Annotated in this window: 18 protein-coding genes; 14 read left to right on the top strand and 4 right to left on the bottom strand. The window is 32.7% G+C overall.

Annotated features, from left to right (window positions below; all coding sequences use genetic code 11):
• Positions 1-18 precede the first annotated feature (18 nt).
• Complete coding sequence (locus QZZ53_RS04570) at positions 19-1,494, bottom strand: sodium:solute symporter (protein WP_296381966.1); 1,476 nt, start codon at positions 1,492-1,494, stop codon at positions 19-21.
• Positions 1,495-1,573: 79 nt separating this feature from the next.
• Here QZZ53_RS04570 and QZZ53_RS04565 point away from each other — a divergent pair, with 79 nt between their 5' ends.
• From QZZ53_RS04565 to QZZ53_RS04550, 4 genes are all read left to right on the top strand, one after another.
• Positions 1,574-4,558: a T9SS type A sorting domain-containing protein gene (locus QZZ53_RS04565; protein WP_296381964.1), complete on the top strand. Its 2,985-nt coding sequence runs from the start codon at positions 1,574-1,576 to the stop codon at positions 4,556-4,558.
• A gap of 140 nt (positions 4,559-4,698) precedes the next feature.
• On the top strand, positions 4,699-5,316 hold the full coding sequence (recR, locus tag QZZ53_RS04560) for a recombination mediator RecR (protein ID WP_296381962.1): 618 nt from the start codon (positions 4,699-4,701) through the stop codon (positions 5,314-5,316).
• Between the two features lie 7 nt (positions 5,317-5,323).
• The gene (locus QZZ53_RS04555) at positions 5,324-6,424 is read left to right on the top strand and encodes a glycosyltransferase family 2 protein (RefSeq protein WP_296381960.1); all 1,101 of its coding nucleotides are present in this window, start codon (positions 5,324-5,326) and stop codon (positions 6,422-6,424) included.
• A 92-nt stretch (positions 6,425-6,516) separates the two neighbouring features.
• A complete protein-coding gene (locus QZZ53_RS04550) occupies positions 6,517-7,866 on the top strand; it encodes a dihydrolipoamide acetyltransferase family protein (protein ID WP_296381958.1) in 1,350 nt (449 codons plus the stop codon).
• 124 nt (positions 7,867-7,990) lie between these two features.
• Here the strand turns inward: QZZ53_RS04550 and QZZ53_RS04545 are convergent, their stop codons facing one another.
• Genes QZZ53_RS04545 through QZZ53_RS04535 form a run of 3 tightly spaced genes read right to left on the bottom strand, consistent with a single transcriptional unit; the run spans position 7,991 to position 9,184 of the window.
• A complete protein-coding gene (locus QZZ53_RS04545) occupies positions 7,991-8,242 on the bottom strand; it encodes a hypothetical protein (RefSeq protein WP_296381956.1) in 252 nt (83 codons plus the stop codon).
• Positions 8,235-8,633: a hypothetical protein gene (locus QZZ53_RS04540; RefSeq protein WP_296381955.1), complete on the bottom strand. Its 399-nt coding sequence runs from the start codon at positions 8,631-8,633 to the stop codon at positions 8,235-8,237. Before QZZ53_RS04540 ends, QZZ53_RS04545 begins: the two co-directional genes overlap by 8 nt.
• 20 nt (positions 8,634-8,653) lie before the next feature.
• On the bottom strand, positions 8,654-9,184 hold the full coding sequence (locus tag QZZ53_RS04535) for an RNA polymerase sigma factor (protein ID WP_296381953.1): 531 nt from the start codon (positions 9,182-9,184) through the stop codon (positions 8,654-8,656).
• A gap of 199 nt (positions 9,185-9,383) precedes the next feature.
• Here QZZ53_RS04535 and QZZ53_RS04530 point away from each other — a divergent pair, with 199 nt between their 5' ends.
• The 10 genes from QZZ53_RS04530 to QZZ53_RS04485 all read left to right on the top strand — a co-directional run.
• A complete protein-coding gene (locus QZZ53_RS04530) occupies positions 9,384-10,160 on the top strand; it encodes a 3'-5' exonuclease (protein ID WP_296381951.1) in 777 nt (258 codons plus the stop codon).
• A 9-nt stretch (positions 10,161-10,169) separates the two neighbouring features.
• Positions 10,170-10,781 (top strand): fumarylacetoacetate hydrolase family protein, encoded by a 612-nt coding sequence (locus tag QZZ53_RS04525; protein ID WP_296381949.1) that lies wholly within the window; start codon positions 10,170-10,172, stop codon positions 10,779-10,781.
• Complete coding sequence (locus QZZ53_RS04520) at positions 10,782-11,123, top strand: Hpt domain-containing protein (protein ID WP_296381947.1); 342 nt, start codon at positions 10,782-10,784, stop codon at positions 11,121-11,123. It abuts the gene before it with no gap.
• Positions 11,124-11,136: 13 nt separating this feature from the next.
• The gene (locus tag QZZ53_RS04515; protein ID WP_296381945.1) at positions 11,137-12,396 is read left to right on the top strand and encodes a competence/damage-inducible protein A; all 1,260 of its coding nucleotides are present in this window, start codon (positions 11,137-11,139) and stop codon (positions 12,394-12,396) included.
• Between the two features lie 114 nt (positions 12,397-12,510).
• Positions 12,511-12,747 carry a 50S ribosomal protein L28 gene (gene rpmB, locus QZZ53_RS04510; protein WP_296381943.1) on the top strand — a complete coding sequence of 79 codons (237 nt, stop codon included), beginning with the start codon at positions 12,511-12,513 and terminating at the stop codon, positions 12,745-12,747.
• Between the two features lie 25 nt (positions 12,748-12,772).
• The gene (rpmG, locus tag QZZ53_RS04505; RefSeq protein WP_296381941.1) at positions 12,773-12,955 is read left to right on the top strand and encodes a 50S ribosomal protein L33; all 183 of its coding nucleotides are present in this window, start codon (positions 12,773-12,775) and stop codon (positions 12,953-12,955) included.
• A gap of 6 nt (positions 12,956-12,961) precedes the next feature.
• The gene (locus QZZ53_RS04500; protein ID WP_008271041.1) at positions 12,962-13,114 is read left to right on the top strand and encodes a DUF4295 domain-containing protein; all 153 of its coding nucleotides are present in this window, start codon (positions 12,962-12,964) and stop codon (positions 13,112-13,114) included.
• Positions 13,115-13,254: 140 nt separating this feature from the next.
• Complete coding sequence (gene ftsY / locus QZZ53_RS04495) at positions 13,255-14,229, top strand: signal recognition particle-docking protein FtsY (protein WP_296381939.1); 975 nt, start codon at positions 13,255-13,257, stop codon at positions 14,227-14,229.
• A 58-nt stretch (positions 14,230-14,287) separates the two neighbouring features.
• The gene (locus tag QZZ53_RS04490; protein WP_296381937.1) at positions 14,288-14,875 is read left to right on the top strand and encodes a hypothetical protein; all 588 of its coding nucleotides are present in this window, start codon (positions 14,288-14,290) and stop codon (positions 14,873-14,875) included.
• A 36-nt stretch (positions 14,876-14,911) separates the two neighbouring features.
• The coding region (locus tag QZZ53_RS04485; protein ID WP_296381935.1) for an amidase family protein at positions 14,912-15,501 on the top strand (590 nt) is incomplete at its 3' end.

Below are 15,501 nucleotides of genomic sequence, written 5' to 3'. Positions count from 1 at the left end.
ACTTAATTTAAGAGGTGCTTACTCGTTAGTTTTAATTGCCTTGTGTTGTTTGATAAGTAATAATCCTATAAAAGTAATTAATCCATTAAGTGGAAGAATTTCCCAGTGAAATTTATAAGCTCCTATTATAGATTCTGGTAAAGATGTAACACCAAAGGTTAACAAAATTGATGCTAAAGCAACAATCCATGCATAGTTGTCTTTAATCTGATGTTTTGTTAAAATCCCAAAAGCAAATAAACCAAGTAAAGGACCATATGTAAATGTAGCAAAAGTAAATAAGTTACTTACTACATTTCCTTCAAGCATGTTAAAGAGTAATACGACAAGAACCAACACAATTGAAACGCCAATATGTACTTTTTTTCGCAACGGTTTCTGTGCTTCTTTTGGTTTGTTTTCAATATTTAAAAAGTCAACACTAAAAGACGTCGTTAACGAGGTTAAGGCACTATCTGCGCTAGAGTACGCAGCGGCAATTAAGCCTATGATAAATGTAACGGCTAAAGCAGAGTCTAATCCTTGGTTCATCGCAATTTCGGGAAATAATAAATCTGTTCGAGTTCGCCCTTCTAAAACAGGTATATCTAGTCCAAATTTTTCAACATAGATAAATAATAAAGCTCCTAATGATAGGAATATAAAATTGACAAATACTAACATAGTTGCCATACTAAAAATGTTTTTCTTAGCTTCTTTTTGATTTTTACAGGTTAAGTTTTTTTGCATCATGTCTTGATCTAAACCAGTCATGGCAATAGCAATGAAAATACCTCCTATAAAATATTTCCAGAAATATATTTTAGCATTTGGATTATCAAAAAAGAAAATTTGCCCTTTTGCTTTAAATTCTGAAGAGCCTAAGAACTCAAAATAAGTCCAATCTAATTTTGCATTAATCAAATAGATGGCTACACCAACTGAAGTTAGCATAGCTAAAGTTTGTAAAGTATCTGTCCAAACAATAGTTTTAATACCTCCTCTATTAGTATATAACCATATTGATAAAATGGAAATAACAACGGTTAGCCAAAACGGAACTCCCATTTGTTCAAAAACAATATATTGCATAGCAAGTGCTACCAAAAAAAGTCTAAATGAAGCACCAGTTACTCTAGATAATAAAAAGAAAAAGGCACCAGTTTTATAGCTTACTTTTCCGAAACGCTGTTCTAAATATTGGTAGATAGAAGTGACATTGAGTTTGTAGTAAATCGGAATTAAAACTAAGGCGATAAATAGGTAGCCTACAAAAAAACCAAAGACACCTTGCATATACGCAAATTGTTGCCCTCCAATCAATCCTGGTACTGATATAAAGGTAACACCAGATAGAGATGCGCCTATCATACCAAAGGCAACAATATACCATGGAGATTGTCTTTTGGCTTTAAAAAAAACATCATTACTATCGTCTTTTCCTGTAAAATAAGAAATCAATATTAGTACACCGAAGTATACAATTATTAATATGAGTATTGAAGTAGGAGTCATAAATCGAAATCTTAATTAAGAAAATTTTATGAAAAATAGTACATTTGAAAAAAAAGAGCTACTTAAAAAGAAATAAATTATGAAAAAGATTGCCTTATTATCTACATGTCTTCTGTTAGCCTTCAATTTATTCAGTCAAGATTATCATGAGCTTATTGCTGAAGGAACACATACGATTGAATCTATCGTTGAAGTTGCTGAACGTCATTTTGATTCTGTCGGAAGAGAGCGTGGAACAGGATATAAACCCTTTAGACGTTGGCAATATTTTGCTGAACGCGCTATGGATGAAACTGGAATGTTAAAATCTCCAGAGTTTTACTATAATGAATTACAAGATTATAATGCAAGAGTTAATAATGAAGGTTTCGCTTCTAGAACTATAGTTGGTACTTGGGAAGAAATGGGACCAACCTATTGGAATGCTTCTGCTGGTTGGAATCCTGGTGTAGGTCGTGTAACTTCTATAGCTATTGAAGATGGTAATTTAGATCACATTATTGCTGGTGCTAATACAGGTGGAGTATGGAAAAGTATGGATGGTGGCTCTTCTTGGACGGTTTTAACAGATAACTTAGCGAATATAGACGTTTATGCCTTAGCGATAGATCCATTAAATAATATGACTTATTATTGGGGCTCAACAGGAGGTTCTATTTTTAAATCTACAAATGGTGGGTCTACTTGGACTTTGCATAGTAGTTTACCTGGAGGAACAGTAAACAAAATTCTAATTCATCCCACAAATACATTAAAGATGTATTGTAGTGCTCAAGGTAGTGGGTTGTACAAGTCCGCAGATGGTGGTCTGTCATGGGCGATAATCGATAATAGTGCAACAACAGGTTTTGATTTTGAATTTAAGCCAGGTGACCCAAATGTAGTGTATGCATCTGGAACTGATTTTTATAAATCTACTGATGATGGTGCTACGTTTAACACAAGTGATGGCTTGGAAGTATGGTCGCAAGAATTTGTAAATGGAAGTACATCTTGGACAACAGCTGGTTCAAATCAAGATAATTCGGTAACACCAAGAACAGGTAGCGGTTTAGGATTATTTTATATTAGTAATTTTTCTACACCATCAACACGTTTAATTACGCCAGCAATGAATTTAACCGGAGCTGTAAATCCTCAAGTAAATTTCTCTTATACACAAGTTAATTGGGAGGGAGATATTGACGAACTCAAAGTTTTATATAAAACATCGGCTACAGGTAATTGGGTTGAGTTAGCTAATTATACTGCAGAAGTTTCAAGTTGGGCGGATATTAGTATTCCATTACCTAATCCTAGTGCAGAATATTATGTGGCTTTTGAGGGCACATCTAATTATGGAAGAGGTTTAACTTTAGACGATATTTCTATTACTACCAATAATTTAGGTGTAGTTTTTACAGATGGTTTCGAATCTGCTGATAATGCTTTTTCATCTGGTGTTAAAATGATTGGTGTTTCACCTAATGATTCTAATGTAGTATATGTTTTAGAGGCTGCAGGTGGTGTTTTTGGAGGGTTTCATAAATCTACTGATGGAGGTGATACATTTACAAAATTGAGTCATGTAGGCAAAAATTATTTTGGCTATGATACTGATGGTCTAGACACTAGTGGTCAAGCGCCTAGAGATATGGACATTAGTGTACACCCAAATGATGTTAATGATGTGCATATTGCTGGCGTAAATACATGGAGATCCACAGATGGTGGTGCTAATTTTAGTATAACGTCTCAATGGACACCCGGAAACGCTAATAATTTAGGTATTGGTTATTGTCATGCGGATGTAGATATATTACAATTTGCAGGAACTGGTCTAAATGCAAAACTTTTTGTAGGTTCAGATGGTGGGATTTTTAAAGCAAATAATCCAACTATAGTAAATAGTAGCTATTACACAGATTTAACACCAGGAATGGGAATTAGACAATTCTATAGAATTGGAATCAGTCAAACAAATCCTGTTGTGGTTACTGGTGGTTCTCAAGATAACGGAAGTTCAGTTATGGCTGTAGATGGGACATGGACGGATTGGCTGGGCGCTGATGGTATGGAAGGTTTTGTAGATAAGAATAATTCTCAGATTATATACGGTACCACTCAATTTGGAGGACTCAATAAATCTACAAATGGAGGTTCTAATTTAGTAGGGATTACGTCTCCTGTTGGTGATGGTAATTGGAATTGGGTTGTCCCTATCGAACAAGACCCAATAGTTCAAAATACAATTTATGCGGCTTACAAAGAAGTTTTTAAATCTTTAGATGGTGGAGCTACATGGAATTCAATATCTCAAGATTTTGGAGTTAACATCGATCATTTTAAAATAGCTTCAACCGACAATAGTAAAATGTATTTAGCTATTAATGGTGCGTTTTGGTACACAACTAATGGAGGAATTTCTTGGGCGCAATCTACTTTAAATTTAGCTGGTGGTGGAATAAATGAAATAGCTGTGCATCCTACAAATCCTAATAAAATTGCAATTGCTACGACCAATAGTGAGAGAGTTTATTTAAGTAATGATAATGGTCAATCATGGGTATCTATACGTTGGGATTTGCCTAACTTCTCTTCACAAGCATTAACTTGGCAAAATAATGGGAAAGATGGATTGTATGTAGGTATGAACTATGGCGTTTATTATACGGATAATGATTTAGGAAATACTTGGGTGCTATTTAATAATGGATTACCAAATGTTAGAATTAATGAACTCGAAATTAACACAGCAGATAATAGAATCTACGCTGCTACCTATGGAAGAGGGTTGTGGAGATCTAACGTTTATGATGTGACTTTAAGTGTTAATGATTTTGAATTTAATGATTTGTCTGTATATCCAAATCCTGCCAAAAGTGAAGTAAATTTAAAATGGAATAAATCTGAAGATGTTAGTGTTAGAATATATAACACACTTGGTAAGGTTGTATACTATGGTAAAGAAGTAAATTTATTCAACGGCTTAAAGGTTAATGTATCTACATTCAACTCAGGTGTTTATTTTGTGAAATTAAACACTGCTAAAGGTGAAATTACTAAAAAGTTGATTCTAAAATAATAGTTGTATTAATACTAATGCCAAATAAATTTTAAAATTATTTATTCGGTTATTTTGAAGTCTATTTGGTATAATAAACCCAATTGTAAATCATTTTCAATTGGGTTTTTTTATTTCTAAAAATCTGTACCTTCGCAGCTATGGAATTTTCTTCAAAACTCTTAGAAAATGCAGTAAACGAAATGTCGCAGTTACCAGGTATTGGTAAGCGTACAGCTTTGCGTTTGGTGTTACATTTGCTCAGGCAGCCAGAAAATCAGACTTTTCAATTGTCTAATGCTTTGTCTAAGGTAAGAGCTGAAATTAATTTTTGTAAATCATGTCATAATATAAGTGACAAAGTATTGTGTGAAATATGTGATAACCCAAATCGAAATGCGGAATTAGTTTGTGTGGTTGAAGATATAAGAGATGTTATGGCTGTTGAGAATACCAGTTCTTTTAAAGGACTTTACCATGTGTTAGGCGGGAAAATATCACCAATGGATGGTATTGGTCCACAAGACTTAAATATTAATTCTTTAGTAGAAAAAGTGAAACTAGGTAAAGTAAAAGAATTGATTTTTGCTATGAGTCCAACAATGGAAGGAGACACTACCAATTTTTATGTTTTTAGACAAATACAAGGTTGTAATGTTACCATGTCTACAATAGCTAGAGGAGTTGCAGCAGGTAATGAATTAGAATATACAGACGAAATTACCCTAGGTCGAAGTATTATCGATCGTGTACCTTTTGAAGCCTCATTAAAATCTTAAGTTTGTCTTGAAGTTATCAGTAATCATACTCAACTATAATGTGCGCTATTTTTTAGAGTTATGCTTAAAAAGTGTTGAAGCAGCAATACAAGGTGTTGATGCAGAAATTATAGTTGTAGATAATAATTCTCCTGATGATAGTTGCGACATGGTAAAGCAATTATTTCCATCAGTACGTTTGATCGAGAACAAAGAAAATTCAGGATTTTCAAAAGGAAATAATATTGGTGTCGCTCAAGCTAAAGGAGAATATTTATGTATTCTTAATCCAGATACTGTCGTTGCAGAAGATACATTTACTAAATTGATTGCTTTTGCAGATACTAAAGACAATCTCGGAATTGTAGGATGTCAACTTATTGATGGTAAGGGTAAATTTCTTCCAGAAAGTAAACGTAATATACCAAGTCCAAAAGTGGCATTAAAAAAACTTTTAGGAGATGATAAGTCCTATTATGCGAACCAATTAGCAATTGATTCTATAGGAAATGTTGAAATACTTGTTGGTGCTTTTATGTTTGTTCAGAAAGATGTTTACGAGGCAGTTGGTGGATTTGATGAAGATTATTTTATGTATGGAGAAGATATAGATTTATCATACAAAGTTCTTAAAGCTGGCTATAGTAATATGTATTTTGGTGAAACCACTATTATTCACTTTAAAGGAGAAAGCACATTGAGAGATAAAAAATATGCGAAACGCTTTTATGGAGCGATGCAAATTTTTTATAAAAAACATTTTAAACGAAATACCATTTTTAATGGTTTGGTTTGGCTTGGTATTAAATTGGCTTATGGTATAAGAAAGGATCCTATTAATGTGAATATAAAACCTTATAGATCTTACGTGTATTCTTCTGGAATTGATGAGGCTTTAAATGTTCAATTACCAGAACCTACACACCTTATGACTTCAATATTAGATGAGGTAAAAAATGATAGTATGTTGGTTTACGATTTTAATTATATGAACACAAAGGATACAATAGCCGATTTAAAACAGAAATCAATACAAAAGAATATTGTTTTTAGATTTCTTCCAAAAAGCAGTAAATTTATCATCGGAAGCGATAGCGCAATCAATAGAGGTGAAGTGTTACACTTCTAATACGTGGATTAATTGAATTAAAATCAATAAAATATCTGTTTTTTTATTAATTTTGCAATCGATTACAAAATAAAGACCTTCAAATTATAGATATGGCAAAGTTTGAACTTAAGTTACCTAAAATGGGAGAGAGTGTTGCAGAAGCAACAATTACCTCTTGGCTTAAAGATATTGGTGATACTATCGAATCTGATGAAGCAGTTTTAGAAATTGCTACAGATAAAGTAGATAGTGAAGTTCCAAGTGAAGTAGATGGTGTTTTAGTTGAAAAACTATTCAATGTTGATGATGTTGTACAAGTAGGACAAACAATCGCTGTTATTGAAACTGAAGGTGGAGATACTGTTGAAGTAAAAGCTCCAGCTGCAGAGCCGATTGCTGAGCCAGAAGCACCAAAAGCTGTGGCTGAGGTTGCTCAAACGGTTGTAGCCGCAAAAGCTACTGTAGAACCTGTTGTCTCTTCTGGAGATCGTTTTTATTCGCCATTAGTAAAGAATATAGCTAAAGCTGAAGGTATTACTCAAGTTGAATTAGATACAATTCCAGGAACAGGAAAAGATGGTCGTGTTACTAAGAATGATATAAAATCGTATTTACAATCTCGTAGTTCTGCTCCAGTTGTAACTCCAAAAGCTGAACCTGTTACATCTAATAATACTGTCTCGTCGAGCGTAGTCGAGACGAAAAAAATAGAAACACCTAAGCCTGTTGCAAAACCTGTTGTAGCTTCTGGTGATGATGAAATCATTGAAATGACTAGAATGGGCAAGCTCATATCTAAACACATGGTTGATTCTGTGCAAACTTCTGCACATGTACAATCTTTCATTGAAGCAGATGTTACTAACATCTGGAACTGGAGAAGCAAACATAAAGACAGCTTTAAAAAGCGTGAAGGTGAAAATCTTACGTTTACACCAATATTTATGGAGGCAGTGGCAAAAGCCATTAGAGACTTCCCGATGATTAATATTGCAGTACAAGGCGATAGTATCATTAAAAAGAAGCATATCAATTTAGGTATGGCTGCAGCATTAGGAGATGGTAATTTAATTGTACCAGTAATTAAAGATGCAGATCAACTTAACTTATTAGGCATGGCTAAAAAAGTAAATGATTTAGCCAAGCGAGCAAGAGAAAACAAATTGAACCCAGACGATATACAAGGTGGAACCTATACAGTAACCAATGTTGGTACATTTGGTAGTATTATGGGAACACCTATTATTAATCAACCACAAGTTGCTATTTTGGCTTTAGGTGCCATTAGAAAAGTGCCTGCAGTCATAGAAACACCAGAAGGTGACTTTATTGGTATTCGTTACAAAATGTTCTTATCACATTCTTATGACCATCGTGTTGTAAATGGAGCACTAGGTGGACAGTTTGTAAAAGCGGTAAAAGATTATTTAGAGGCTTGGGATTCTAATAGAGAGATATAAATTCCTACGAAGACAGGAAATCGAAGATTCAGCGAAGCTAATCTTAATAATAACAAACAAAAAGCACAGTTATAGGACTGTGCTTTTTGTATATATGCTATTAATCTATTATTTAAATAATTTTCTATTCTAATTCTTCACAAGAAAATCCAATAAGTTTAAGCTGGCTAATAATATCGTTATCACTTAAAGTTTTATTAGATTCTATTCTTAATACTCTGTCAATATCTTCTAAATCGACAGACCATTTGATAATACTTCGATTTGAACTAAATAGCAACTGTATCATATCTACATCTAGATTAGATTCAATATTTGTTTTAAATATGTGAACTTTTAAAACGTTTGTAGGGCTTTTATAAAATGGACTAATCATTAGATTCATTATTATTGATTATACGGTCTACATAAGCTTCGTATGCTTTGTTGCCTTCTTGTTTCCAGAAGTCATCATAATGCTTCCATTTAGAGAATTCTCCTTTAGACTCGTGTTTGCAATTAGGCTTTTTAGAGTGTTTTTTGTCTTTACTTCCAAAGCCACCACAACCACCTAATAGGATTTTAAACAATATAAAAATGCCTACTGCTTCCCAGTATGTAAGTGTGGTGAGGCCAAATATCATTGGCATTAACCAATTCCATAACCACATAATAACAAAGCCAAACAAAATGGCTAATCCTGTTATAAATATGATACCAAATATTATCATCCCTGCAATTTCTCCAGGAGATTTGCCTCTCATTTTGTGTTTAAAGTAATTTGACATATTCTTTATGTTTTAAGTATTTATTGTTTTGATTTTAAGTTTTTGTATAAGAGTGAAATAGCTCTATGTCTTCTAGACATTAATGTGCCAATTGGAATGCCTGTTTCTTGTTCTACCTCTTTATAAGTATAGCCTTCAAAGTCTATGGCTATTATAATATCTCTATAATTGGGCTTAAGGTTAATTATTGCTACTTTTAATTGATGTTTCATTTGTTCAGGATATAAATCTGATGGTACTTCATAAATTAAGTTGACAAATTCAATTAATTTGGCTTCATTTTGTGATTCATAATCGACCTTGTTTTTTTTAGAAGCCCTCATAACATCGATAATCTTGTTTTTAATAGCATGATAAACAAATCCAGCTACATTATTGATTGGTGAATATCTGTCAGCACTAGTAAAAAGTTTTAGCGCCACATCTTGAATAATGTCCTCAGCATCTTTATTGACACTAGCCTTAAGATTTGACTTTACATAAGATTTAAGAGAAGTATACTCCTCATTAAAAAATGTGTTTAGTTTTTTACTGTTTTCTGATTGATTCATTTAAAAGTGCTTCTTTACAGCTCTCAATTATAAAGACGTGAGTTTTTAAATCTATTGCATTTTTTTTCTTATTAATTAACGACGAATTAGAATTGAATCTGTTTCAGTATTATAATTTCACAAAGTCCGTTTAGCTTTTTTACTACTTACAAGGCTATTCTACTTATTCTATTTATCTTTGAGTAACAAAATAAAAATAATGCAACTCAACCTTAACAAGCCCATCTGTTTTTTCGATTTAGAAACCACAGGAATCAACATTTCTAAAGACAGAATTGTAGAAATATCTATCCTTAAAGTTTATCCAGATGGTAAGGAAGAAACTAAAACTTGGGTGGTGAATCCTGAGATGCCAATTCCGGTAGAGGTGACTGCAATCCATGGAATTTCAGATGCAGATGTTGTTGGTAAACCAACTTTTAAAGAATTATCTAAAGAAGTTTATAACCTTATAAAGGATTCTGATTTAGGTGGCTTTAACTCTAATCGTTTCGATATTCCGTTGTTAGCAGAAGAATTACTGAGAGCAGGAGTTGATTTTGACATGAAAAACAGTCAAGCCTTAGATGTACAAACTATTTTTCATAAAATGGAACAGCGTACATTAAGCGCAGCTTATAAATTCTATTGCGATAAGAACTTAGACGATGCGCATAGTGCAGAAGCAGATACAAAAGCTACTTACGAAGTTTTAAAAGCACAATTAGATCGTTACGAGGATTTAGAAAACGATACCAAGTTTTTGGCAGAATTTAGTACACACAAAAAGTTTGCAGATTTTGCAGGTTTCTTAATCTTTAACAAAGAAGGAGAAGAATGTTTCTCTTTTGGTAAGCACAAAGGAAAACGTGTAGTTGATGTTATGGATAAAGAACCAGGATATTTTGGTTGGTTGCTTAATGCAGATTTTCCGCTTTATACTAAAAAAGTGTTAACTGCTATTAAGTTGAGACAGTTTAATAATAAATTGAGCTAACACCTAACAATGAAACTAATCTGCATAGGTCGCAATTACACAGACCATATTAAAGAATTAGAAAACGAAAAACCAACAGATCCTGTAGTGTTTTTAAAGCCAGATACAGCAATTCTATTGAAGAAACAGCCGTTTTTTATTCCAGATTTTTCGGATGATGTGCATCATGAAGTCGAAGTTTTGGTAAAAATCAAAAAAGTTGGGAAACATATCGATAAAAAATTTGCACATAAATATTACGACGATATCGGACTTGGAATTGATTTTACAGCGCGCGATCTCCAAGCGCAATTAAAAGCGAAAGGATTACCTTGGGAAAAGGCCAAAGCCTTTGATGGTGCTGCTGTAATAGGGAAGTGGTTGCCAAAAACCAATTTCAAAAATGTAAATGATATTAACTTCAGTTTAAAGAAGAATGATGAAGTTGTTCAGTCTGGTAATACAGAATTAATGCTTTGGAAAATTGATGAACTTATCGAATATGTCTCAAAATATTTCACTTTAAAAATTGGAGATATTATATTTACAGGCACACCTGCTGGAGTTGGTAAGGTTTTTGCAGAAGATCGATTAATAGGATATATTGAAAACGAAGAATTGTTTTCTATTAAAATTAAATAAATGCCACAACATTATAAATTAGATCGCGTACGCGACATGGCTGATAACGATGAAGATTTCGTTGCAGCACTAGCAGCAGCTTTTATAGAAGAAGTACCAGAAGATGCAGAACGTTTAAGGAAAGCTGTACCAGAAGAGGATTTTTACGAAACCTATCAAGCAGCACACAAAATGAAACCTACCATAGATTTATTTGAACTCGGTGTTTTAGATAAGTTAATCGTAGTTCAAGATTGGGGAAAATATGAAGAATCTGGAAAGAATGTAGACGCACAACTTCAAATTGTACTCAACGCTGTAGAAAACGCTACAAACGAAATTAAAGCTGACTTCGGACTTTAAATGAGTTTATAAAATGCAAGCAGAGATTATTACTATTGGCGATGAGATTCTCATTGGTCAGGTTGTCGATACAAATTCAGCATTCTTAGGAAAGGAACTCAATAAGGTTGGTGTTTCCATTTATCAAATTACATCAATCCAAGATGATAAAGAGCATATTCTAAAAGCTTTAAAAGAAGCTGAAGAAAATGCAGATATTATTATTGTTACTGGTGGATTAGGACCTACCAAAGATGATATTACCAAACAGACTATTTGCGAATACTTTAACGATACTTTGGTTGAGAACGAAGACGTCTTAGCACATGTTAAGGATTTGTTTACTAAATACATTAAGCAACCATTTTCAGATCTTAATAATCAACAAGCTTTAGTGCCTTCTAAGGCTAAAGTATTGATGAATAGGTTTGGTACAGCTCCTGGAATGTGGTTAGAAAAAAAAGGAAAAGTATTTGTGTCGCTTCCTGGAGTTCCTTTTGAAATGAAAGCACTAATCACTGATACTGTAATTCCTGCTTTAAGAGACCAATTTAAGTTTCCATATATAAAACATAGAACACTTTTAACCTATGGTTTAGGTGAAAGTGCGTTAGCCGATCGTATTGAGACATGGGAAGACAATTTACCTGATTTTATAAAATTAGCATATCTGCCAAATCTAGGCAGTGTACGTTTACGTTTATCAGCTAAGCATATAGATAAGGAAAAGGTAAATGCAGAAATACAAAACCAAGTTAATTTATTATTACCGCAAATTGAAGATGTCTTTATTGGTTTTGAAGAGGACAAATCTTTGGAGGCTGTAATTGGAGCTAAACTTACAGAAATAGGAAAAACTGTATCAATTGCAGAAAGTTGTACAGGTGGCAGAATAGCTCAAGCATTTACAGCAAATGCAGGAGCATCAAAATATTTTAAAGGCAGTATAGTAAGTTATGCTACAGAATCTAAAGTAAATGTTTTAGAGGTTTCTGAAAGTGATATTACATCATATTCTGTTGTAAGTAAAGAAGTCGCTGAAGTGATGGCAAAAAATGTATGTGTTTTATTTAATTCGGATTATGGAATAAGTACTACTGGTAATGCAGGACCATCAAAAGGAGATTCAGATGCGGAAGTAGGTACAGTTTGGATAGCTATAGCAACAAAAGATGAGGTGTATTCTGATGTTTTTAATTTTGGTAACCATCGCGAAAAAGTAATTATGAAGGCTACAAATAAAGCCTTTGAAATGCTTCAAAAAGAAATTGCAATTAATCATGAAAAAAAGTAGAGTTTTATGTTTGTTGAAACGTAAAGTTTTCTTAAATTTGCATCCTGTTTTAAAATATCCATGTTTGGATTTGTAATAAACAGAAAGAATTAATAGACCTAAAGAAAGAATACAATGTCAAGAGTTTGTGAACTTACTGGGAAAAAAGCGATGGTTGGAAACAATGTTTCACACGCTATGAATAAAACGAAACGCAAGTTTGATGCAAACTTGATTAAGAAGCGTTTTTATATTCCTGAAGAAGATAAGTGGGTAACATTAAAAGTTTCTACATCTGCATTAAAGACTATCAATAAAATTGGTATCAGTGCAATGTTAAAAGAAGCTAGAGAAAAAGGATTTTACAAATAATAGCATACGCTAAAGTCAATTTATAATGGCAAAAAGAGGAAATAGAATACAAGTAATCTTAGAATGTACAGAGCACAAAGCTTCTGGTCAACCAGGAACTTCTAGATATATTACAACGAAGAATAAAAAGAATACGCCAGATCGTATGGAGATTAAGAAATTTAATCCTATCCTTAAGCGTATGACAGTTCATAAAGAGATAAAATAAGAAAACATGGCAAAGAAATCAGTAGCATCTTTACAGACAGGATCAAAGCGTTTGACAAAAGCGATAAAAATGGTGAAATCACCAAAAACTGGAGCTTACATGTTCGTAGAATCAGTAATGGCACCAGAATTTGTCAATGACTTTTTAAACAAAAAATAATCTTTATTTGCATATAGATTTACTGAACTGCTTTCATTTGAAAGCAGTTTTTTTATGGCTATATTTGAAAACATCTGACATCTTAACAGTATATCAGTTAAGGCAAGATTGTTGCAATTAGCTAAGTAAATATTAATTACATGAGTTTTTTTAAAAAAATATTCACTTCTGAAAAGAAAGAAACACTAGATAAAGGTTTAGAGAAATCTAAATCTTCTTTTTTCAATAAATTAAATAAAGCGGTTGCAGGAAAATCTAAAGTTGATGATGATGTTTTAGATAATCTTGAAGAAATTTTAGTTACTAGCGATGTTGGTGTAAACACAACACTAAAAGTTATTGAACGTATAGAGGAACGAGTATCTAAAGATAAATATCTTGGTACTTCTGAGCTTAATAAAATTCTAAGAGAAGAAATTGCAGCATTATTATCTGAAACTAAATCTGGTGAAGATACAGAATACACTATTCCAGTATTGCCAAAACGAGCTGATGGAGGCAAAACACCTTATGTGCTTATGGTTGTTGGTGTAAATGGAGTTGGTAAAACTACTACTATTGGTAAATTAGCTTATCAATTTAAGAAGCAAGGTTTAAAAGTGGTTCTTGGTGCTGCAGATACCTTTAGAGCGGCTGCGATTGACCAATTACAAGTTTGGGCAGATCGTGTAGATGTTCCTATGATCCATCAAGAAATGGGATCTGATCCTGCTTCTGTGGCGTTTGATGCTTTAGAATCTGGAGTTAATCAAGATGCAGATGTTATTATAATAGATACTGCAGGTCGCTTACATAATAAGGTGAACTTAATGAACGAGTTGACAAAAGTAAAACGCGTGATGCAAAAAGTGGTTGACAATTCACCACACGATGTATTATTAGTGTTAGATGGTTCTACAGGTCAAAACGCATTTGAACAAGCAAAACAGTTTACAGCAGCAACAGAAGTTACTTCTTTGGCTGTAACTAAATTAGATGGAACAGCAAAAGGAGGAGTTGTGATTGGTATTAGTGACCAGTTTCAAATACCAGTAAAATATATTGGAGTAGGAGAAGGTATTGAGGATTTACAAGTCTTTAATAAATATGAGTTTGTAGATTCATTCTTTAAGTAAACTCTTTACGTTGAATTTATATTCGCTTCTAAACATTGAACATACATCCAATTTAAATGTGCCTAACGCACAAAGAATAGAAGTTATTCTTAACGAGGTAATTACTTCAAAACTACAAGATTTTGGTTTAGATAATCAATCGAAAAAATACATTTGGCAGAGCCAGTTTAATGAGTTTGGTATTAAGCAAATCCTTCAGTTTACGTATAGAGGTATAACTGGTAGTTTTTGGTTTGGAACTAATTTTAAGTTTATTCCTTTTCTGACTGAGAATAAATCATTAAGACATTATTCCTATAAAGCTCATTTGTTTGAGTCTAAAAGTTACTTTGATGATGAAAACCAAATATCACTTTGGAACGAAAGATTTTTTAGAAAAAGCCTCAGTAACTATATAGATAAAAATCTTACCAAAGTATTAGACTTTTTATATAACTTAAATACCATAGAGTCAAATATTACATTTGCGCAAAAGCAAATAAACAGTGAAGAATTTCATTATAAGCTTCGAGACCCAAACCTTAAATATGTTTTAGCCTATTTATTTGATAAGCAAGGAAGTTTTAATGAAGCTAAAAAAATGAAAACTTCATTCTTAGAGGATAATAAGGATTACGATGATTCAGTTTTTAGAAGTTTAGATTAAACAATTCGTTTCGTATTTTTATAAAAAATACTTAGCATGCGTAATTTCCTATTCCTTTTAGTTTTCGGTATTATTTTTTCATGTAAAGATTCTAAATCTTCAGATTTTGGCTCACCTGTTGAAACATCTGAAACAGAAGTTGATTCAACAACTACAGATGAATCTTCCGATTTAGGTGCTATATCTACTAAAGATTTTAGAGAATTTAAAGTTTTAGATTCCGAAAATTTAACGAAAGCTGAAATTTGGGAAGCTATTAATCCGCAGATGGAAGACTTTACAGAAGCAGATTATAATCGATTAAAGCCTTTTATATTAGAACGAGATATTACAGAGCTTCAAATTCGTAAGACAGCAAATAAATTCACATATGAAGAGTTAACTAAATTCTACTTATATCGAATTAGAAAGTATGATCGAGAAAATTCATTGTCATTAAATTCAGTAATTGCTATTAATCCTAATGTTATTAAAGAAGCCAAGCTTAAAGATCTTGAATTTTTAGATAAGCAATCAAAGCATCCTATTTATGGAATGCCTATCCTATTAAAGGATAATGTTAACGCTTCGGGTATGCCGACCACAGCTGGAGCTGTAGCTTTAAAAAATAATAGTACAGAGGATGC

This window comes from Winogradskyella sp. (assembly GCF_016744625.1).
Taxonomy (GTDB): Bacteria; Bacteroidota; Bacteroidia; order Flavobacteriales; family Flavobacteriaceae; genus Winogradskyella.
The sequence above is the reverse complement of the archived record's forward strand: the minus strand, read 5'-3'. Positions and strand labels throughout refer to the sequence as shown.